The sequence below is a fragment of the Mesorhizobium sp. L2C066B000 genome (assembly GCF_000502335.1).
Classification (GTDB): Bacteria; Pseudomonadota; Alphaproteobacteria; order Rhizobiales; family Rhizobiaceae; genus Mesorhizobium.
Window position 1 is genome coordinate 188,822 of record NZ_AYWZ01000008.1, and the last position, 20,936, is coordinate 209,757.

Here is a 20,936-nt window from a genome sequence, read left to right on the forward strand (position 1 = left end):
TAACAAAGTGGAACAACAACGATAACAGGAGGAATGCCAAATGAAGATTGCCAAGCTTTTCATCGCCGGACTTGCGCTTGCGGGCCTGACCGCTGCTGCCAGTGCCGGAACCCTCGACGAGATCACCAAGCGCGGCGAACTGCGCGTCGCGGTGCAGACGCAAGGACCTCCCTTCTCGCTGGTTGGCGCCAATGGCGAACGCACCGGCAGTTCGGTCGAACTCGCCGAACTGATGGCCAAGGAAATGGGCGTCAAGATCACCTTCCTCGACTATGATTGGGACGGGCTGATCCCGGCGCTGCTTTCGGGCAAGGCCGACCTGCTCGTCGCCGACATGACGCCGACGCTGGCGCGCGGCATGAAGGTCGCGTTCACCACGCCCTACATGTATACGGGCAGCACGGTCTTCACCAAGGCCGACAGCAAGTTCAAGACCACCGAGGACTGCAAGGCCAAGGGCACCAAGATCGCCGTGCTGTTGGGCGCCACCGGCGAAAAGGAAGCCAAGAACGCCTTCCCGGACGCCGACATCAAGAGCTACAAGGGCGGCGGCCCGCTGCTGCTCGACGCGGTCAACAACGGCCAGGCCGATTGCGGCGTCAACGACGTCTCGGCGGTCAAGGGTCAGTCGACAGCCTATCCCGCCGGCACCTTCACCATCATGCCGGACCTGTTGTCGAAGGAGCCGCTTGCCTTCGCCACCCGCTACGACGAGCCGGACCTGTTGATCTGGATGAACCTGTTCCTCAACCAGGTCAGCATCGACGGACGCCTGCAGAAGAACCTCGACTACTGGGTCAATTCCGACACCTGGAAGAAGGATCACTAAGCAGAGGTAAGCAGGGAGTAGTGAGTAGGAAGTAGTGAGTAGGAATTAGTGAATGGTGAATGTCCGTTCCGGACGCCCTTCACTACTCACTACTCACTACTGCCCATTCACCATTCACAATTCACCGCCATGCTCGAAAATTTCAGCTTCCGCACCATCGTCGAATATCTGCCGCTGTTCGGGCAGGGTCTGATCACGACCGTGTGGCTGTCGGCGCTGTCTTTTGCGGGCGCGCTGGCCGTCGGCATCGTGCTCGCCGCCATGAACCTGCAGCGCGGCCAGCTGTTTCGCGTGCTGGCCAAGGGCTATATCGATGCCGTGCGCGCCACGCCGTTGCTGGCGCAGCTCTACTTCCTCTATTTCGGCCTGCCGCGTCTCGGCCTGGTCCTGCCCGAACTCGTCGTCGGCATCATCGCCTTGTCGCTGAACAGCGGCGCCTATGTCGCGGAAATCATCCGCGCCGGCATCCTGTCGATCCCGCGCGGCCAGGTCGAGGCCGGCGTCGCTTCGGGCATGACCTATGTCCAGCGCATGCGCCTGGTCATCCTGCCGCAGGCGTTCAAGGTGACGATCCCGCCGCTGCTCGGCCAGGCGATCGTGCTGGTCAAGGATTCCGCGCTGTTGTCGCTGATCTCGGTTTCCGAACTGACGCGCGCCGGCCAGTTGCTGGCGTCCGACCGCTTCATGCCGGCCGAAGGTTTCATCACCATCGCCGCTTTCTATCTGCTGCTCTATTACGGCCTCAAAGGACTCGCGGGACTGTCCAGTCGCTGGCTCGGTCTGCAGCCGGCAAGGAGCAGCACATGATCTGGCAACAGCTGCAAAGCCTGGCCGGCAGCTACCCCCTCGCCTTGCGCGGCCTCGGGATGACCGTGATGCTGTCGGCGATCAGCCTGGTGCTGGGCACGCTGCTTGGTTTCGGCCTCGGCATATTGCGCACCGGCGGCAACCGGCTGATCTCGAGCGTGATCGGCGCCTGGGTCGACCTGATCCGCGGCACGCCGTTCCTGGTGCAGATCTTCCTGATCTTCTTCATCCTGCCGGAATTCGGCATCGAGCTCGATGCCTTCACCGCCGGCATCATAGCACTGACCAACCTCGCCGCCTGCTTCATCTGCGAGATCGTCGCCGCCGGCATCCGCTCGGTGCCGACCGGCCAGGTCGAGGCAGCGCTGGCGTCCGGCCTGTCACGCTGGCACCGCATGCGCCAGGTAGTGCTGCCGCAGGCGATGCGCATCGTGCTGCCGCCGCTGGTCGGGCAATATGTACTGTTGATCAAGGATTCTTCCGTCGTCTCGGCGATCGGGCTGACCGACCTCACCCGCGTCGGCTGGCTGGTGGTGCAGCGTGTGCCCAACGGCCTGCTGGTCTTCTTCCTGGTCGGCGTCGGCTATTTCGTCGTCTGCTATCCGCTGATCATGCTCGCCCGCCGGCTGGAGCGCCGCATGGGCGCGGCGCATGGCGAGGTGCAGCTGTGACATCGAACCCCAAAGGGCGACCGCCATGACCAATCCAAGCCCGACCAAACCAAACCTGACCAAAACGGGCATGATCGACTTTCGCGGCGTCAACAAATGGTTCGGCTCGCTCAATGTGCTGAAGGACATCACGCTCAGCGTCGAGCCGCGCGAAGTGGTCGTCGTCTGCGGCCCGAGCGGCTCGGGCAAGTCGACGCTGATCCGCTGCATCAATGGCCTGGAGGCGATCAAGGATGGCGACCTCGTCGTCGACGGCCAGCGCCTCGGCGACCCCGCCACCAACATGACGCAGCTGCGCACCGAGATCGGCTTCGTCTTCCAGTCGTTCAACCTCTACCCGCACAAGACGGCGCTGGAAAACGTCACGCTGGCGCCGATCCATGTGCGCAAGATCCCCCGCGCCGAGGCCGAGCAGGCCGGGCGCGACTTGCTGGCCAAGGTCGGCCTCGCCGACAAGGTCAATGCCTACCCGTCACAGTTGTCCGGCGGCCAGCAGCAGCGTGTGGCCATCGCGCGCTGCCTCGGCATGCGGCCCAAGATCATGCTGTTCGACGAGCCGACCTCCGCGCTCGATCCCGAGATGATCTCCGAAGTGCTCGACGTCATGGTCGCGGTGGCCGAGGAAGGCATGACCATGATGGTGGTAACGCACGAAATGGGCTTTGCCCGCAAGGTGGCGCAGCGCGTGGTGTTCATGGACGCCGGCGCCATCGTCGAAAGCGGCACGCCGGAAGCGTTTTTCTCCGACCCGAAGACCGACCGCAGCCGGGCTTTTCTAAGCAAGATTCTAAGGCATTAGAGTTTAGCCAAAGCCGGTCGTCCGAAAGGCCGCGGGGCAGGAACTGTCGACGCACAGCGCCAAACAACGAGCCGCCGGTAGAGTGGATCGGCTACGTTTAGGTCTCCGGCTACGCCTCTGGGACCTTCCACGTGCCGTCCAGAACCTTCGCGCGTGGTCGATAGAGCCGTACCATCCAGTTCCAGCCGGGCCACCATCGGCTGTACGGTCAAGCCACCGGCGCCGCGCCGCGCCGCTCGAGCGCGGTCCTGCGGATGATTTCCGCGATTTCCGGGCTGCTGCTGCACAGCATCTGGAAATCCGCCGCGTGCAGCGACAGGAGTGAGACAGAAGTTGCGGCAGTGACGGTCGCCATACGCGGTTCGCCGCTGATCAGCGCCATCTCGCCGAAGAAGGCGCCAGGGCCAAGCTCCACCGGGTTGGGCGTCGCGACGCTGACGCGGCCCTCCACGACGAAGAACATCCGATCACCGGTCTCGCCACTGCGGCAGATCACGGCGCCCGCCGGCACCGTGCGAGGCCTTAACGCGCGCACGATCTCGACCAGCGTGGCCGGGCCAAGCTTCTGAAACAACGGAACGCCGGCAATCAATTGCCAATTGCGGACGAAATCCTCGCGACGGACTTCTTGATAAAAGCCGGAGGCAAGAATGCCGGCCCAGAGCCCGAAGATGCCGATGCCACACATCATGACAGCCCCGGCAAGGACGCGGCCGGCGAAGCTTTGCGGAATGTCGTCGCCATAGCCGGTAGTGGACAGCGTGACCACCGCCCACCACATTGTCTCGGGGATGCTGCCGAACTTTTCCGGTTGGACGTCGCGCTCGATGACATAGGCCGCGAGTGCGACACCGAACAGAACCAGGCCGAAGACCGTGGTGACGCCGACCAGGTTGCGCGCTTCGTTGGCCAGAACCCTGCCAAGCAGCGGGAAGAAGGTCGAGTCGCGCAGCGGCTTCAGCAGCCAGACAGCACAGTAGAGGCTCCGGTCGGGCGTGCCGTCGAGCAGAAATGCGGCGACTGGAACCAAAACCGCGAGCACATCGATCGCGATTGCCGGCGTCCTGTCTCTGAGGTCTCCCGCCCAGCGCTTGAGCAGGGTCTCGGCCATCTGCAGAAGATAGGCGGCCCAAATGACAGCAAGCACGGCAGCCAGAGCCAGTCTGCTTCGTCCGGACATGTTCGGCATCGTGAGCGCAGCCACCGCCAGAAGCCCAGGCGCAGCGAGCACCGCATTTAGCGGTGCGTAGATTCTCAGAAAAGGCAGTACCGACATTCTATCCCACCAGCGGCCACTGTGCTCCAGAATAGAGGCCTTCCGGGCAAGCGCAAAGGGTGCTTTGCGATCGCAAGATCAGGTCACGCCAATGGCTTTCGGGCGCCGCTATCGGCGCTCCACGGCCGCACCGCAGGCGACGGATCAGCTCGGGAGCCGCCACATTCGCACGCGACCCGCACCGCGCAATTCCGTTTCCTCGAGTGGGTCGCAAGCAAATTTCGGTCCAAGCAGTTGGCAAGTTGCATCGGAAATACGGATTTCATCGGGCTCCGCGGACGTTTGAATACGTGAGGCGAGATTAACGGTCTCACCCCACAGGTCATAGGCGAACCGCCTCTTGCCTATGACGCCGGCGACGATCGGTCCTGAGTGAATTCCAATTCTCAGCCTTATCGGCTCTCCTGCGAAGCGTTCCCGCTTGACCGCCTTGCGCAGCTCAATCGCATAGCGCGTGAGGGCCTTTGCATGATCGGATCGCGCCGTGGGCAGGCCGGCGACCACCATCACACAATCGCCAATTGTTTTGATCTTTTCGCAGCCGTATCGCTCAGAGAGCCGATCCGCCGCCTTGAAGAAGTAGTTTAATATAGCGAGCGTCGTCACCGCTCCGACGCTGCGCGCTCGTTCCGTAAAACCGACGATGTCGGCAAAAAGCACACTCACCTCTGCGTGGTTGTCGGCAATTTTCTTTTGCGCTTTCAATCGCTCCGCGATCGAGGCCGGGAGAATGTTGAGGAGCAGGTTTTCGGCGCGCTGATATTCACGCGCCAATCCCTCCTGGCTCTTCCTCAACGCCTCGTTCGTCGATTGCAATTTTTCGTTGAGTTGACGCTCCCTCTCTTGCAGGAGCGTCATTTCATAGGCCTTCTGTTGAAGCCGCTGCCTGTTGTCTCGTTCGGCAGTGGCGTCCAGAAAAAGCAGCCACACGAACGCATTGTCAGCAAAAAAATGGAGGTCGGCGACACGCCCGCCGGGCAGTTCAACCATGTCCATGCGAAACGGAAGCTCCGGGCAAGGCAGCAAACCCTCCATGAATTCAAGCTGCTCGGCAACAGGCTTGCCGATGCGAAGTGATGACAGCCCGTAATGTTCAACATTACCGCCCTTGGCAGCTATGCAAAGCTCAGGGTCGATTTTCAGATAAGCGACAGCGTGCCCGTCGAAGAAGAAATTGAAAAACCAATTTCTGACTTCTTTTGGCAATTCATGCATGGTCTATTTGGTGACCATCAAGGCAAGTTGACGAAAGGCGTCATCTACCTGCTCGCCCGAAAGCGCACTTGTTAGATAGATTTGCCATCCACGTTGCCTCAACTCGTTGATCTCACCATCCGATATCGCCCACCGATCGGCCAGATCGGACTTGTTGAACAGCAATACGAACGGCATGGCGCCGAATTCGGCCTCGACCCGTTCGCGCAGCGTGAGTGCCACGGCAAGAGTAGCGGCGCGGGTTCCATCGACGACAAGCACGAGCCCGGTTGCACCGCGAACATAGCTGACGCGGAATGAGCCGATATCGTCTTCGCCGGCCAAATCCCACAAAATCAGATCCACGGTTTTGTCCGGGAGCGCGACGCTCTTCTTGTCGATTTTCACTCCAACGGTGGTCAAGTAGGTTTCTGAGAAGATGCTCTGCACAAACCTGCGGACCAGACTCGTCTTTCCGACAGCGAAACCGCCCAGCATGCAGATCTTTTTTTGCAACATGTTGGGCTCCGCTAGTCCAGGTTTACGGTAATCGAAACCCGGCGATTGGTGGAGCTACCGGTTAGACTGTTTTCAGGTACAGCCGGCTCAAAAGTGCCCGCGCCCCGAACCAGCAGCAATTCGGGAGCGACGCCCCGCTTGTTGAGAAGCGCACGAACTGTCTCGGCGCGGGCGGCGCTGATCGACGCGTTGGCCGTCTCACGGCCTGTGGTGTCCGAATGCCCGGTCAACATGAACCGCGCCGTTACGCCGGAATTGCGGGCACTCTGGGCGAATTCCTTTATTTGATCCGCCAACCTGTCGAGAACCGGCGTCTGCTCCGGTCCCGGCACAACCTTGCCGGAAGAGAAGAAAATATCGGTCGTCTGGATGGCCTGCCTCAAATGATTAAGTTCTGCAAGGTTCAGTTCACGCAGCTGCGAGACATCCAGAACCACGCCGTCCGCCGAAAGTTGTTCAGCGGCGGCCCGTGCCCGGTTGATCCAGCCGGCAGGAGCCTCACCCACGGCCACGATGCGACCCTGGATGATCGAGAGCTGAACGGTTTTCGGCGGGGACAGCGCCGCGGTCAGCCGCTTCACCACAAACTTCGGATCAAGGCTCTGATAGAATTGCCACTGTGCATGAACGCGGGCAGGATCAACGTCCGTTCCGGACAGCAGGGCTTGCGGGTCGGCGGCAAGCGGGTCTCTCAAGCCGGAAATGTAGAAATGTCCGCCCCTCGCGCTTTGTTGGGCGACGATGATTCCCGGTTGGGCCTCAAGTCGCGACACATAATACTGCCAGTGCTCCGCCGCGCGCGCTTCGGGGCTCACGTCACGAACCTTGGAGATGTCGAATTCGGGTCCGCCTGCCGAAAGCTGCCGGGCCGCCGCGCGCGCGCGATCGATCCAGGTGTCGGGAGCCTCGCCCTCGGCAACGATGCGATCATCGACAATCGAAAGTCGTACTGTATCCGGCGGATACAGCGACGCCGTCAGCCGCTTCAACACGAACTCCGGCTCAAGACTCTGATAGAATTGCCACTGCGCATGAACCCGGGCGGGATCGACCTCTGTTCCCGACAACAGCGATTGCGGATCGGCGCCAAGCGGGTCTCGCAGGCCGGCGATATAGAATTGGCCGTCGCGTATCTTTTGGTCTGCAACGATGATGCCCGGCTGGGTCTCCAGTCGCGACACATAGGCGTGCCAGCGCTCCGCCTCGCGCACTTGGGGACTTACGTCACGAACCCCCGAGATATCGAAGACCGGCCCGCCTGCCGAAAGCTGCTGGGCCGCCGCGCGCGCCCGGCTGATCCAGGTGTCGGGAGCCTCACCCTCGGCGACGATGCGGCCATCGACAATCGAAAGTCGCACTGAATCCGGCGGAGCCAGCGACGCCGTCAGCCGCTTCAGCACGAACTCCGGCTCAAGGCTCTGATAAAATTGCCATTGCGAATGAACCCCGGCCGGATCGACTCCCGTGCCTGACAACAGCGACTGCGGGTCGACGGCAAGCNATTGCCATTGCGAATGAACCCCGGCCGGATCGACTCCCGTGCCTGACAACAGCGACTGCGGGTCGACGGCAAGCGGGTCCCTCAGGCCGGCAATATAGAACTGGCCATCGCGTACCTGCTGTTCGGCAACGATGATGCCCGGCTGGGCCTCCACTCGCGACACGTAAGCCTGCCAGCGCGACACGTAAGCCTGCCAGCGCTGCGCTGACTGCCAGGAAAGAAAGTACCAACCGCCTGCCAGACTCAAAAGCAGCAGGGCAACGGCCGCCACCAGCCACGGAAATCCGTCGTTTGATTCCTCTTGCTTGAGCTCGACGCAGGTCTGCAACTGCGCCTCTACGCTGGCCAGCTGCGAACCGTCGCCGTCAAACTGCTCTAAAGCCTCTGAGGATTGCTCATGGATGCGAAGCAACACATCGCGAACGATTTCATGCAATTCCTCCGGCGGATTTCCCCGGATCACCGAAACCAGTGTCGCAAACGGTCCAACTTCCGACCAGAGACGAAGCTCGCCGAAACGGATTGTGTCCAGGCCGCTCTGCTCTTTCTCGTTAAATGAGTCTTTTACAAAATCCTGAATCGCACTGAGCATCGAAGAAATGAGCTGAGGATCTTCGCTCGTCGCATTGTCGGCAGTTACATGCGCTATCAAAAGGCCGGAATTCCGATGAATGAGAAAGGCATGTTCCACACGGTAGACAAGGGAATGCTTCAGAACAACTGCCGAGAAGCTTGCCCCTGTTCTCCAGGCTTCAAGTCTCCACTTGAGCCCGTGCCAGGTGAATATGTGCCTTAGAGTTTCATTCAGCGACTGAAAGGTCTGGTCGATCTTTTCGCCGATCGACTTGCGAATTGCCGGCAGAAACACCGGGTACAATATGTCCGTCAGCGTGCGCGGGCTCTTCTGGATCGACCGTTGCACAGCCCGTTCGACAGCTGGCGCAAGCGCCTCGCCGAGTTGCGCGTAAGGCGCTCGTCCGGCAGCACTGGGAAGAACGTCGCCCACGGCCGCCGCAAGCTGCTCGGGTTCGTCGAGCAGATGCGTAACGCGTGAAAGCTCCGAGATTTCACGGCTGACCAGCAACTGCCGCAGCGTTTCCATGCGCGGATCGGCGGTTGGAACCGCCTCGAACTGCGCACGGTAGTCCGGATCAACGTTCCGGGCAATTTCGATCAAAAGACGAGCCAGAGCCTCGCGATCAATCTCTGTATCGTTCGAGGCTGTTCTTTGCGGAAGGTTGAATGGGTCGACGGTGGACGTCAAGGTCCCATCAACTCACTTTCCAGCTGCGGTCCGAGTTGCTCTTGCTCCCGACGGGATCCTGATTGAGACACTTTGCAACCTCGACAAACAGGCCAGCCAAAAGATTTCGGTCGGTCTTGACGTTGCTGAGGTCGGCAAACATCTTCTCGATCAGCATCTGAACGCCTTCATTCTTCTGCTTGATTTCCTCACGCAGCAAATGATCGTTTCGATTTATCCGGTCCGAAACGTCGCGCTCGAGCGCGCTCAACTGATCCGACAACGTGCGCACCTGCTTTTCAAGAGCCTGGTTTTGCTCGCGAAGATTCCGGTCGATCTCCTTGTCGGCATCGGCTCGTGAATCTTTTTCGCTCCGCAATTGCCCTGCGAGCGAATCGATCTGCTTCTTTGCATTCGACTCGTACATTTCGAGATTGCGCTTGGCCTCGGACTCGACATCCTTGAAGCGCTGCAACACCCGTTCTTCAAGCTTGGAAAAACGGCGGTCATAGTCCTGCATCTGGTTGCCGAACAGCAGGTCACGGATCTTGTCGACACCGACGGCGTCGCCGGCGGTTCCGTTTTCGCGGGCCTGAACTCCCATGAAGTTCAGCCCGTTTCCTTCTGTGTTACCTATCAGATTTACGTCCGCCTTCTTTTCTGAAGAAGCGGAATTCGAAGATTCCTTAGCCATCCATATACCCCCATTGAACACATGCCGTCAGGTAAGCATGTCAGCAATCGGGCCGCAAGCCGGATTCGTCTTGACTTATGCCTATTCATGGGGCAGCCGAGCGCGATGGCTAACGGCCCGGCAATGGCAATCAGGGGCGAGGCCCTCTTGAAGGCGCGGAGCGTGCGGACGGTTTCGCGTATCCAAAAAGCGGCCTTCAGTCGAACGTCGCCAGCGGCTCGGCATTGATCTCGACCCACTCACAGCGCCGGCTTTCGTGGTAAAAAGACTGAAAGGGCGGCGGGAACGACGGGTCGGCGAAGGCGCCGACGGGAATGGCGATCACGCCGGGTTGCGTGTCGATGCGATAGTGGACGGCGGCGCCGCACTCCGGACAGAAATTGTAGATGACGCGGCCGCCCTCGTCGCCGGTGCGCGTGAACTGCTTCGCCCGCCCCTCGATCGATACATCAGCTTGCGCAAACCGGACATTGTAGCTGAAGGCGCTGCCGGTGCGGCGCTTGCAGTCGAGGCAGTGGCAGACCGAGATGCGCACCGGCTCGCCCGAACAGACGGCTGAAAGCTGGCCGCAGAGACATTGCGCGCGGCGCGAGACCATAGTTTCTTCCTCCCCTTCACATCACTGCGTATCGGCGCTGGCCCTCAGTTCCGTCCGCTTCTGTTCCGAAACCATGGCCAGATCCAGCACCTTCTGCAGTTCGGCGGCATGGTGGAATGAAGGCTCGGCCTGCACGCCGCTGCGAACCGCATCGACGAAGCGCTGGTAATTGGTCGGCACCGTGCCGGCGTCGAGCACCTGCCATTTGGCGTTCTCGATATCCTCGCCGACACACGCCTTCAGTTCCGAACCCTCGAGATTGTGCACGACTTCGATGCCGCCCTTGTCGCCATAGATGCGCAGGCGCAATTCGTTGATGTGGCCGGTCGCCCAGCGGCTGGCGTGAACGACGCCAAAGGCGCCGTTGGAGAAATCCAGCGTCATGGCGAAGCTGTCATTGGCGTCGAGGTCGTATTCGCCGATGCGGTTGCCTGGCGCCTTGTCGAAGGTGCGCAGCCGGCAAAACACGTGGTCGACGTCGAGTGCGGCGCCATAGCTGGCGAAATCGAGGATGTGGATGCCGACATCGCCGAGCACGCCGTTGGAGCCGTGGTCGCGCGACAGCCGCCACAGCCATTTCGGGTCGGTGCGCCAGTCGCCCCAGAATTTCGAGACCAGCCAGCTCTGCAGATAGGAGGACTCGACGTGGCGGACGGTGCCGATCTCGCCGGCCAGCACCATCTGCCGCGCCTTCTGCAAGGCAGCGACATTGCGATAGGTGAGATTGACCATGTTGACGATGCCGGCGGCCTCAGCCGCTTTGGCCATCTCGCTTGCCTTGCCGAAGTCTTCGGCCAGCGGCTTTTCGCACAGCACCGGCTTGCCGGCCGCGATCAGCGCCATGGTGGTCGGGTGGTGAATGCGGTCGGGCGTGACGTTGGCGACCGCATCGAACTCGCCCCACGCCAGCGCGTCTTCCAGCGACGCGAATCGCTTCGGTATCTTGAACCCGTCGGCAAATTCGCCAACGCGCTTTTCATCGACGTCGACAGCACCGACGATCTCGACGCCGTCGATGCCGCCGAAGCGGCGGGCATGCTCCTGCGCCATCCAGCCGGTACCCAGTATCAAAAGCCGCATTCTCTGCACTCCGAGCGAATTGGTTCGATTCAATCATATGGCGCAGATACGGTCTAGGAAACCCATGCGGAAAACCGCTACGCCTTTTTTCCTGGATTTTGCTTTAGCGGAAGCCGGCCTCGCCCGAAGCGTGCAGCTTGCCGCCGCGCTCGACGATCGGCTCCAGCGCCTTCTCGACCGGCACGTTCGGCGCCTCGAGGATCGCCGACTTGGTGCCCTGCGGATTGTGCGCCCACTTCACCGCATTGCGCAGCACCTTGTGCACATTGGCGTCGTGATAGGTCGGATAGGTCTCGTGGCCCGGGCGGAAGTAGAAGACATTGCCGGCGCCGCGGCGATAGGTCAGCCCAGAACGGAACACCTCGCCGCCCTGGAACCAGGAGATGAAGACGGTCTCCAGAGGTTCGGGCACGGCGAACTGCTCGCCATACATTTCTTCATTCTCGAGCTCGAAATATTCGCCGACGCCCTCGGCGATCGGATGGCTGGGACTGGTCACCCAAAGCCGCTCGCGCTCGCCCGCCTCGCGCCATTTCAGCGTGCAGGGCGTGCCCATCAGCCGCTTGAAGATTTTCGAGAAATGGCCGGAATGGAGAACGATCAGCCCCATCCCCTCCCAAACGCGGCGGGCGACGCGCTCGACGATCTCGTCGGCCACCGCGCCATGGTCCTTGTGGCCCCACCAGACCAGCACGTCGGTCTCGGCCAGACGGCCGGCCGGCAGGCCGTGCTCCGGCTGCTCTAGCGTGGCGGTCGAGGCGGAGATCGTATTGTCGGCGTTCAGCGCCTTGGCGATGGTCGTGTGCATACCTTCGGGATAGAGGGCGGCGACCACCTCATTGGTCCGCTCATGGATGTTCTCGCCCCAAACGACAGCGCGTATTGTCATGATGTCCTCGTGGTGAAGCCGACCCGCAGCGGTCACTCATAGTCTGCCTGGGGGTCAAAAGGGAATAGGCAGTGGGGAATAGGCTATAGGGGCAGAAAAACAAGGAACAGGCGATGGACGCTCCTGGGCCCTACTGCCTACTGCCTACTGCCTACTGCCTACTGCCTACTGCCTACTGCCTACTGCCTTACGCTCCTCGGCCTTCCTGAGCGACCCGCGTCAGCGGCTTGGTCAGGCGCGGCACGACGACGAGGCGTTTGATCTTGCCCTTCTTGTAAGCGGCAAGGAAGCGGGCGTAGTCCTTGAAGACGACACAGCCATTGGATTCCGCACGGCCGCCGCGCAGCATGTAGGTGTGGGCGAGCAGGCCGTCGCGGCCGTATTTGTTGCCGCCGCTGACGGGAGTGAGACGGAGCGCCTCGACGCCATGGAAGCGGGATTCGCGCAGCCGCAGATCATAGGTGTTGGGCGGCGTCGGGCCGACATTCTTCTTGTGCACGAAGCGCGGCTGGTCGACCATCGAACCCAGCCCCGAATGCGCCTCCAGCCGCGAGCCGTCCGGCATATAGACGGTCTTGGCCGAGATATCGTAGACGGCGACGCCGCCGCCCATTCCGGGCGTGGCGAACAGATCCTTGAAGGCGCGACCGACACCGCCCGCCGGGACGTCCGGCTTGGCATAGGCCAGCATCTCGCCGGCCTGTGTCTTCGACCGTTTGCCAGGTTTGATCCGGCTTGATTGGATGCTCTGGCTTTCTGGCACGCCAGGCAGTGCGGCAACCTCCGAAGTACTGCGTGGCGAGCGCGGCGACGAATTGCCCGGCGACTGGGGTGCGGGGCTCTCGGCCGTCCTGTCGGTCTGTGGCTTGACTGCCCTGGGTTTGCTGGCTTGCCGAGCCTCGGCAGGCTGAGCGGTTTCGGCGCGTGGACGCCAACCCGGCAACGCAATGTTGTCGGGCAGATCGTCCTGCGGCGGCAGCGAAGCGACCTGAACCTCGGCCTGCTCAGTATCCTGCCCTCCGGCGATTGCTTCAACGGCCGGCGGCGGGGCCAGCATGTCAGCGTCTTCCGGCAAGCTGTTGGCCAGCGCCAGCGCCAGGCGCGACGAGCGTTCGATCTCAGCCACTTCCGGCCCAAAGCGTTCCGAGGCGGGGCCATGCTGATCGGGCAGCCGGACTTCGGCGAAACGGGCAGCGACCGGAAGGCTAGCAAGCATGAAGGGCGCATTCGAGGCCTTGGCGAAGGCGGCAGCCAGCTTTTGCGGCGACAGCTCTGCCTTGGCCACCACGCCGTCGAAGCGCATGCCGCGCGAAGTGGCGAGAGCGACGCTGGTGTTTGGCGCAATGTTTGAGGCGACACTGCTCGGGGCCACAGCGTGCGCGGCCGGCTTCAGCCGCGCCATCTTGCCGTCATGCGCGAAGTTCGCGGCGGCATGCGCGCAGCCGGCGTCGCAATGGCTGAGCAGCGAGGCCTGTGATTTTTGCGCCGAAAGCCGCGGCGCCCACGAATTGGCGAGGCTGCGGCGCGAATCGGCAAGTGCTGCGTTCGGCAGAAGCAGACTGTGCGGAAGGCTGTTGGAGGCTGCGGTGAGCGAGGTACCGAGCGAATAGAGGCCGGCCATGGTTGCCACCGACCACAGCGCCAAGGCCGCGCCGACAACCGGCACTACCACCCAGCGCTGGCCGGATCTCTTCGAAGTCAAACCCCGTTCAGGAGTGTCGCCCCGGTCTTTCAAACGCAAAAACGCCATACAACCACTCTCAATCGGCATGCAGGCTTGCGACCCTCGCATCCGTGACATCCACAGTTCGCTGGTGCCCCCTGCACCTTTCGCGTCTGTTGCCGATTGAATCAAAAGATGGACAAAGTTGGTTAACCAATCCCTCCATCAGCCACCGATTATGCGGCGCCTGATACGAAAAAAAGAGCACTCCATGGTCTGCGCCACGGTATAATGCTCTCCCTCACCCCCGCCTTGCTGCCCGTTTTTGCGATCCAAGTCAAGGAAACGCTGCGTCAGCTTGCTGCAAGCCTGTGCTGATTGCCCGCTGATCGGCCTTCTCAATCAGTTGACCTTCCGGTGGCTGGAAGGTCTATCTGCTCAGAGACGGAGACCTCCGGCGACGGAAATTTACCGATGAGAACCGGCATCACGACCGAAGAATCCGACTGCAGGTCGAACCCCTGCTGCGGCTGGCTGAGCACGGATGAATGGGGCAAGGACATGGCGCCGTGAGATGGACTGTGAAAGCGGCGCTGCTGTGGCTGGTCTGTGCCCTTACGATGGGCGCCTCCGTCGGCAGCGGACCGATCGTCGCGGCCCGCCAGGCGTCGATGAAGGAGATGGCGGCGGCTGCGAAAACCATTGCCGGCATGTTCGACCGCAGGCAAGCCTATGACGCGGCAGCCTTCAAGGCGGCAGCGGACACGCTGCGCGCGCGCATCGGCCCTGCCCTGATTGCCGAATTTCCGAGCGGCTCGCTTGGACCGCCTTCGCAGGCCAGGCTGGAGATCGATCAGTCACGGGCGGAATTCGAGGCCCTGGCAAATCATATCGGAACGCTGGCCGACGCTCTGGCCGCCAAGGCCGAAAGCGCGCCGGCCGTCATCACCGATGACATGCGCATGGGCACCGGCCTGGCGATGGGCGGCGGCAGCCTGCTCGGCAAGCGCTCGATTCCAGAGGAAGCCGATCCGACCAAACTGCCGGCGGAGCATATCCTGCATCTCATCCTGCAGGATTGCTCGACCTGTCATTCGAAATTCCGGCAAAAGGTACAGTGAAGCGACATTATCCGGCGAAGCATTTCTTGCTGGCCTGCGCCACAGTCACTTTGCATACAAGTAAATTCGTTTGTGCTAATATATCGCCGGCCGTGCATATCCATGCATGACGAGCATCGGGAGGATGCAATGAAAACCATGAATCGCAGGTCTGCAATTGCCCTCGGTCTGACGACCGCCGCGGTAGCGCCTTTGTTCACCTTGGCGGCATCGGCAAAAATCAAGAAATACGGCCCGAAAGAGGGCAAGGAGATTGCGCCCGGTGTCAGGGTGGTGGAGGTCGGCACCGGCAATGCAGACATTCCCGCCTACAAGAGCATCGCAATTATCGACGTTGTGTTTCAGCCCGGAGCACATGCTCCTCAAACCGTGATGGACAACGACATGGTGTGCACCATTACCTCAGGTGCATTCACGATCAAGAAAGCGGACAAGGAATTCAAGCTCAAGACGGGTGATATGTACACCTGCTCCAAGGGCAAGACCGATGAAGCGACAATACAAGCAAGGAGGTCGGCGTGCATCGCATCGCCGTATTGATACCCGCATAGCAGATGGAATTCCGGCCGGACCACGCCGTCGCGAGTCCGGCCGGCCAGACGAGGCGATCTCGTTCCGTCGTCAGCGCGGCCATCTCACGCCAGCCACTCCCTGATCGCCGAGCGGGCGGGAACGGCGCGCATGTGGTCTTCGCGCTATGGCTTTGTTTGGGCATGATCTTTTGGGGAAGCTGGCTTGGTTTTCAAATCATCGGCTAGGTCGAATGGCTGATCAACCAGCGCATCCACGTGGCCAATACGGAGATCGAAAACCGCACGAGTTTTGCCGGCCACCGAGCGGTGTTCGAGGCGATCGAGCGCCGCGACCCGGAAGCGGCCGGCCAAGCGATGCGGGCGCATCTGGAAAACGCCCGGCGCAAGTTCAATTCAGGTTCGGGCAGATTGGACTAGCCGGCAGACGCGGCAGCGCTCTGGCGCAAAGCAAAAAGCCCGCCGTTCATAGCCGGCGGCTCCCTTCAATCATACAGCGCGATCCGGTCGCCGATAACCAGGACGACCGAATTTCGGCCTTCAGCGGCTGGTTGCGCTCAGGGGGCGGGCTTCGATGGGTTTGAAGCGACCAGCGAACCCAGTTTGCCGGCTTTGGCCAGACTCGGCTTTTCGTAGGTTTTTTTCACAGAATCCCTCCTTAATAGCATCAATTTCGTCTGCTGGGCCCGTTTTGTCAAATCTGGCAGCAGTCCGTCACAGGTCCCGGCGGCAATTCGTGCCCTTACGCCGGCTCGCGCTTGAGCGCCTGCGCCATGCAGTGAATGCCGCCGCCGGTCTTGGAAATCTCGCTCATGTCGACGGCAGCAACCTCGAAGCCGCGCGCTTTGAGTTGGCCGATCAGCGACTGGCTCGACGTCGGCGCGATCACCCTGTCCTTGCCAAGCGACATGAAGTTGCAGCCGAGCGCCATCGTGTCCTGGAACGGCACGTCGATGATCTCGTGGCCCTTGCCCTTCAGCCAGTCGACGATGCCGGGCTCGGTGCAGGCGAGACACACCGCGGTGAGTTTTTCGGCGATCGGCACCACCATCAGGTCGATATGGACGTAATATTCGTCGATGAAGGCGAGGCGCGTTTCCCAGCCTTCCTTTTCGAACCAGTCCTGCACCTGGCGGGCGCCCTCTTCCTGCGTGCGGGCGCCGCCGCAGCCGATCAGCACCACGCCCTCCTCGATGACGTTGAAGTCGCCGCCTTCGAAGGTGCCAGCCGTGACCATGTCGTAGATCGGGATGCCGAGCTTTTCATAGGTGCGGATGGCGGCATAGTTCTCGCCGCGCCGCCACCAATTGGCCATGGCGGTGATGAAGGCGCCGTAGGGCGTCATGACGCTGGAGTCTCTGGAATAGACCTGCATCGGCAGTTCCGGCGTCGGCTCGTGCCAGTGGATGTTGACGCCGAAATGCTCATAGGCGGCGACGAGGTCCTTGTGCTGCGCCTGGGCGATCTGAACGTTGCAGGGCGCTTCGCGCAAATGCTTGCGCGAGAGCGAGCTGGTCGAGAGGTGGCGCAGGAAGTTTGGCGAGCCGAGCAACACGTCTGTCAGCACGTCGGTCTCGTTGGCAAAGCCCCATGATGTCAGCGGCTTGGTGCCGCCGGCGGGATTGCGGCGCTGCAGCGAGAACGGTTCGGCGATGATGCGATCATGGACGGTCATAAGGTTCTCCTCGATTTGACTATGCAGCTTGATTGGATTGGCTGCTCGGAATCCACCAATCGCGTCCGCGCGCGGTGGTGACATATTCCGGCCAGCGGAAATTGATCGGCGGGTCATAGTCGCAAAGCGGCGCGATCCAGTTGGAGCCACCAATGCCGCCGCCGGTGCGGGTGACGAATTCGTCCATGGCCGCATCGCGCGCGGACTTGTCCTCGAGCAGGCGGAGGGCTGCAAGCGCAACCGTCTTGGCGGCGCAAATGACCATCGGGTCGATGGTGGCCGAGATACCGCCCAGCGCGTTCATCGCCCAGGATGGATAGGCATGGCCATTCGCGGAGCGCAGCGCCGGGCGGGCGACATAGAAGCGTGCGGTCGGCGTGTGCCACGACATGTCGGTGTAGTCGTCGGAGGTCGAGTTGATCTGCGACGGAGGCAAATCGCGGCGCAGGATTGCCTCGGCCTCTTGCGGCGCAACCAGCCGCTCCATCTCGTCGATGAAAGGGTTGTCGGTCGCGGTGCCGCCGGCATTGACCTGGACCTCGCGACCGATCGCTTTCGCCGCCTCGTCCCAGCTCGGAGCGCCGACGGTGGACAGCGCCTCATAGGCAATCCCCGCCATGGCGTGATTGGCGAGGCCCGGCCTCGACTTCGACACCCAATGGCGCTCGTAGCGACAACCGCTGATCGCCGCGGCCGCGGCCGCATTACGGTCGAGCACCGCGGTGACCTGCTCTGCCATGGCAATGGTCGGCACGCGGATCATGTACTGGATCTCGGCCAGCCCCGCCGGCAGATTGTCGGCGGTCGCCTGCCCGGCGGTGAGGATCGCCTCGCTGATCGACCAGCCGCCCTGGTGAGGCAGCATGGAATCGCGCAGCGCCTTGGAGGTCATGTACATCGTCATCAGTGCGTCGTTGGCGCCGGGCGCCCGCACCGCCGAATGCGCCTGCGGGATCGGCGCGCCATCGCTTGCGCGAACCCAGTTTTCGGGTTCGTCGCAGACAAAACGGTAGATCATCGCATAGGCGGCGCCGCAATGCGTGTCCCAGCGCGCCGTGTTGCAGAGCGGCAGCATATAGAAGGGGTGGAAGGAGATCATGCCGGCAAGGCCGTCATAGTAGCCCTTGGCCGCATGGATCGGCTTCGAGCCCCTGACCTTCTCGGCCGGCTCGCCGGTGAAGCGCAACGTCCCCTCGATGCCGTGGCGTTGCATTGCAGCCTTGGTGGCGAGAAGTCCGCCGAGGCCGGCAATGCCAAGCCCGGAATGCGGATCGGTGTGGCCGCCGGCCTCGCTGCCGAGGCCCGGCCGCGATCGCTTCACCGTTGCCGCGTCCTGGCAGTTGCCAGGCACGGCGTCGTATTCGCCGTACATGCCGATGGTCGGCCCCGGGCCATTCGTCCAGTGGGCGCAAAAGGCGGTCGGCATGCCGGCCGACCCTTCCTCGACCGAAAAGCCCTCATGCTTCAGCCGCGCGACATACCAGGCCGCCGACTGGTATTCGCGCCAGGCTGTTTCGCCGAAATCGAAAATGGTGCGCGTCCACGCCGACAGCGACGGCTGGATGCTATCGAGACAGGCAAGCGCGGTGGCTTGCGCCGAGGTCGTCACCGGTTTCTCCATGCGGCCCAAGAAAGCAGTGAAGCGGCATTGCAAAAAGTGATATGTTTTTCCGGTTCATGCAAATTCGGTTCACCTGAGGCCTCTTGCGAATACCTTCCACACAGGCGCTGCGCGCCCTCGACAGTTTTGCCCGTCACGGCAGTGTCTGGCGCGCAGCCGATGAACTGCATTTGACCCGCAGCGCCGTCAGCCATCAGTTGCGGCTGCTCGAACGCGACCTCGGCTTCGACCTGCTGGAGCGCATCGGCAAGGGCGTGGCGCTGACACCGCGCGGCCAGCGCTATGCCGCCGATGTGAGAAAGGCGCTGACGGTGCTCGGCGATGCGGTGACGCGCCAGGCCGGCACGGGCGTCGGCGGTTCGTTCGCCGTTTCCTGCACGCCGGGCTTCGCCTCTCTGTTCCTGTGCACGCACATCGGCGAGTTCCGGCAGATGTATCCGGACGTGGCGCTGTCGATCCTGACGCCCAGACGGCTGGACGATGTCAGCAATCCGGACGCCGATGCCTTCATTGCCTTCGGCGTCGGCAACTGGCCGAACCGCTCGGTGGAGTTGCTGTGCGAAATCTCGTTCACGCCACTTTGCAGCCCGACACTGCTCAACAAGGTCGGCGGCTTTTCAAAACCGGCCGACGTGCTGCGCGCCAATCTCCTGCATCTCGGCGACACCGAGGACTGGGCGCGCTGGCTGGCGCTGTCCAAGGTGGAAAACCCCGACACCGAAGGCGGCATCTTCTTCTCGGACATGAACCTCGTTTTTTCCGCGGCGATCGCCGGCCAGGGCATCGCCATGGGCGACGAGTTGACCAGCCGCCGGGCGCTGAGCGAAGGCCGTCTGGTGCGCCCCTTCGATATCGCGATCCCCTCGCCGCGCTCGTATTTCCTGGTGTCGGAACATGCCAAGGCCAGCCACCCGGTGCTGGAAGCATTCAATGGGTGGTTGAGGTCGAAGCTGTCGGAGAACCGGATCAGCCCGTACTAGCCTCCCATCCGTGAATCAAATTTGCCGATCAGGCGAAAACTATTCGGTTGCGGTGAGCCGGGGCCCTGCCCTACGCTCAAGCCACGACCAAGGAAGAGGCAGGATGCAGCAACCCGGCCGGGCCGCAGAGATCAAGGCAATCGGGATCGGCAAGAGCTTCGGCTCGTTCCGGGCGCTGGACGACCTGACGCTCAATATCGGCCGCGGCGAGTTTTTGACGCTGCTCGGTCCCTCCGGCTCGGGCAAGACCACATTCCTGATGATCCTCGCCGGCTTCGTGCAACCGACCGCCGGCAAGCTTTTCAGCGACGGCATCGACATCACCGAGCGGCCGGCCGAACAGCGTGCCGCCGGCATGGTCTTCCAGGGCTATGCGCTGTTCCCGCACATGTCGGTCGAGGCCAACATCGCCTTCCCGCTCAAGGTACGCAAGAAATCGGCTTCCGAGATCAAGCGCCGCGTTGCCGAGATGATCGAGCGCGTCGGCCTCAAGGGCCATGAGACGAAACTGCCGGCGCAGCTTTCCGGCGGCCAGCAGCAGCGCGTGGCGTTGGCCCGCGCTTTGGTGTTCGAACCCGGCGTGCTGCTCCTCGACGAGCCGTTCTCGGCGCTCGACAAGAGCCTGCGCGGCCAGATGCAGGCCGAGATGAAGCGGCTGCATCAGGAGACCGGCACCACCTTCGTCTTCGTCACCCACGACCAGAGCGAGGCGCTGGCGCTGTCGTCGCGCGTCGCCATCTTCAACCACGGAAAATTGCTGCAGGTCGGAGCGCCGGACGAGGTCTACGACCGGCCGGACAACCGCTTCGTCGCCGAGTTCCTTGGCGAGATCAACATGCTGCCGTTGAAGGGGGTCAAGCCCGCCGACAATGGCTCGACGGGCCTCTGCGAGGACCGCGCGGTCAACATGCTCTGCAAGGCCGAGAAAGTCCGTGGCGATGCCATATTGGCGATCCGGCCCGAACATATGTCGATCACGCGCGAAGCCGCCGCCGGCGAGAACGGCATTGCCGCCACCGCCATCGGCTCGACCTATCTGGGTGCGGCGACCAAACTCGATCTGACGACACGCCAGGGCGCCAAGGTGACCGTCTCGGTGCCGAACGAGGTCGCGGCGGCTGCACTCAGCAAAGGCAATTCCGTCTGGCTGACATGGCCGGCGGAAAAGGGTTTCCTCCTTCCGGACGGAGGATGACGACGAGAACGGCGAAGTCTTCCAGCAAAAAATCTGGAGCGCGCCATAACC

At 62.1% G+C, this 20,936-nt stretch carries 20 protein-coding genes; 9 read left to right on the forward strand and 11 right to left on the reverse strand.

Annotated elements, in window-relative coordinates:
* The first annotated feature begins 40 nt into the window (after nucleotides 1–40).
* The 4 genes from X733_RS147885 to X733_RS147870 all read left to right on the forward strand — a co-directional run bounded on the left by X733_RS147885 (nucleotide 41) and on the right by X733_RS147870 (nucleotide 3,106).
* On the forward strand, nucleotides 41–829 hold the full coding sequence (locus X733_RS147885; protein WP_023819139.1) for an ABC transporter substrate-binding protein: 789 nt from the start codon (nucleotides 41–43) through the stop codon (nucleotides 827–829).
* 129 nt (nucleotides 830–958) lie between these two features.
* Nucleotides 959–1,636, forward strand: a complete 678-nt coding sequence (locus tag X733_RS147880) for an amino acid ABC transporter permease (protein ID WP_023819140.1) — start codon at nucleotides 959–961, stop codon at nucleotides 1,634–1,636.
* Entirely contained in the window at nucleotides 1,633–2,307 is a 675-nt protein-coding gene (locus X733_RS147875) for an amino acid ABC transporter permease (protein WP_023819141.1), read from the forward strand. Before X733_RS147880 ends, X733_RS147875 begins: the two co-directional genes overlap by 4 nt.
* 70 nt (nucleotides 2,308–2,377) lie before the next feature.
* On the forward strand, nucleotides 2,378–3,106 hold the full coding sequence (locus X733_RS147870) for an amino acid ABC transporter ATP-binding protein (RefSeq protein ID WP_023670319.1): 729 nt from the start codon (nucleotides 2,378–2,380) through the stop codon (nucleotides 3,104–3,106).
* Between the two features lie 208 nt (nucleotides 3,107–3,314).
* On the opposite strand, the gene X733_RS147865 is transcribed toward X733_RS147870, so the two are convergent.
* The 9 genes from X733_RS147865 to X733_RS147825 form a co-directional block, all read right to left on the reverse strand.
* On the reverse strand, nucleotides 3,315–4,382 hold the full coding sequence (locus tag X733_RS147865; RefSeq protein ID WP_023684786.1) for a cyclic nucleotide-gated potassium channel: 1,068 nt from the start codon (nucleotides 4,380–4,382) through the stop codon (nucleotides 3,315–3,317).
* Nucleotides 4,383–4,526: 144 nt separating this feature from the next.
* A complete protein-coding gene (locus X733_RS147860; RefSeq protein ID WP_023693905.1) occupies nucleotides 4,527–5,597 on the reverse strand; it encodes an adenylate/guanylate cyclase domain-containing protein in 1,071 nt (356 codons plus the stop codon).
* A 3-nt stretch (nucleotides 5,598–5,600) separates the two neighbouring features.
* Nucleotides 5,601–6,095 (reverse strand): Rab family GTPase, encoded by a 495-nt coding sequence (locus X733_RS147855; RefSeq protein ID WP_023670316.1) that lies wholly within the window; start codon nucleotides 6,093–6,095, stop codon nucleotides 5,601–5,603.
* A gap of 11 nt (nucleotides 6,096–6,106) precedes the next feature.
* Nucleotides 6,107–8,860 carry an OmpA family protein gene (locus X733_RS147850; RefSeq protein ID WP_023819142.1) on the reverse strand — a complete coding sequence of 918 codons (2,754 nt, stop codon included), beginning with the start codon at nucleotides 8,858–8,860 and terminating at the stop codon, nucleotides 6,107–6,109.
* Between the two features lie 7 nt (nucleotides 8,861–8,867).
* Nucleotides 8,868–9,533, reverse strand: coding sequence for a hypothetical protein (locus X733_RS147845; RefSeq protein ID WP_023670314.1), 666 nt, complete (start codon nucleotides 9,531–9,533; stop codon nucleotides 8,868–8,870).
* A 196-nt stretch (nucleotides 9,534–9,729) separates the two neighbouring features.
* Nucleotides 9,730–10,131, reverse strand: a complete 402-nt coding sequence (locus tag X733_RS147840; protein ID WP_023689042.1) for a GFA family protein — start codon at nucleotides 10,129–10,131, stop codon at nucleotides 9,730–9,732.
* A gap of 21 nt (nucleotides 10,132–10,152) precedes the next feature.
* A complete protein-coding gene (locus X733_RS147835) occupies nucleotides 10,153–11,211 on the reverse strand; it encodes a Gfo/Idh/MocA family oxidoreductase (protein ID WP_023819143.1) in 1,059 nt (352 codons plus the stop codon).
* Between the two features lie 103 nt (nucleotides 11,212–11,314).
* A complete protein-coding gene (locus X733_RS147830; protein WP_023819144.1) occupies nucleotides 11,315–12,100 on the reverse strand; it encodes a ThuA domain-containing protein in 786 nt (261 codons plus the stop codon).
* A gap of 187 nt (nucleotides 12,101–12,287) precedes the next feature.
* Entirely contained in the window at nucleotides 12,288–13,802 is a 1,515-nt protein-coding gene (locus X733_RS147825; protein WP_032911240.1) for a DUF2778 domain-containing protein, read from the reverse strand.
* Nucleotides 13,803–14,332: 530 nt separating this feature from the next.
* Between X733_RS147825 and X733_RS147820 the strand changes: the two genes are divergently transcribed.
* The 3 genes from X733_RS147820 to X733_RS1000000168270 all read left to right on the forward strand — a co-directional run bounded on the left by X733_RS147820 (nucleotide 14,333) and on the right by X733_RS1000000168270 (nucleotide 15,834).
* On the forward strand, nucleotides 14,333–14,884 hold the full coding sequence (locus tag X733_RS147820; protein WP_245263134.1) for a cytochrome c: 552 nt from the start codon (nucleotides 14,333–14,335) through the stop codon (nucleotides 14,882–14,884).
* Nucleotides 14,885–15,013: 129 nt separating this feature from the next.
* Nucleotides 15,014–15,424: a hypothetical protein gene (locus tag X733_RS0135060; RefSeq protein ID WP_245274449.1), complete on the forward strand. Its 411-nt coding sequence runs from the start codon at nucleotides 15,014–15,016 to the stop codon at nucleotides 15,422–15,424.
* Between the two features lie 248 nt (nucleotides 15,425–15,672).
* A complete protein-coding gene (locus X733_RS1000000168270; RefSeq protein WP_023684777.1) occupies nucleotides 15,673–15,834 on the forward strand; it encodes an FCD domain-containing protein in 162 nt (53 codons plus the stop codon).
* Nucleotides 15,835–16,156: 322 nt separating this feature from the next.
* Here X733_RS1000000168270 and X733_RS147815 read toward each other — a convergent pair whose 3' ends face one another.
* Complete coding sequence (locus X733_RS147815; protein WP_023711883.1) at nucleotides 16,157–17,089, reverse strand: dimethylarginine dimethylaminohydrolase family protein; 933 nt, start codon at nucleotides 17,087–17,089, stop codon at nucleotides 16,157–16,159.
* 19 nt (nucleotides 17,090–17,108) lie between these two features.
* Nucleotides 17,109–18,710, reverse strand: a complete 1,602-nt coding sequence (locus tag X733_RS147810) for a peptidase M20 (RefSeq protein ID WP_031193513.1) — start codon at nucleotides 18,708–18,710, stop codon at nucleotides 17,109–17,111.
* 83 nt (nucleotides 18,711–18,793) lie between these two features.
* On the opposite strand from X733_RS147810, the gene X733_RS147805 reads away from it, so the two are divergent.
* Nucleotides 18,794–19,690: a LysR substrate-binding domain-containing protein gene (locus X733_RS147805; RefSeq protein WP_023684774.1), complete on the forward strand. Its 897-nt coding sequence runs from the start codon at nucleotides 18,794–18,796 to the stop codon at nucleotides 19,688–19,690.
* Between the two features lie 103 nt (nucleotides 19,691–19,793).
* Nucleotides 19,794–20,885, forward strand: coding sequence for an ABC transporter ATP-binding protein (locus X733_RS147800; protein ID WP_023689051.1), 1,092 nt, complete (start codon nucleotides 19,794–19,796; stop codon nucleotides 20,883–20,885).
* Nucleotides 20,886–20,936 lie beyond the last annotated feature (51 nt).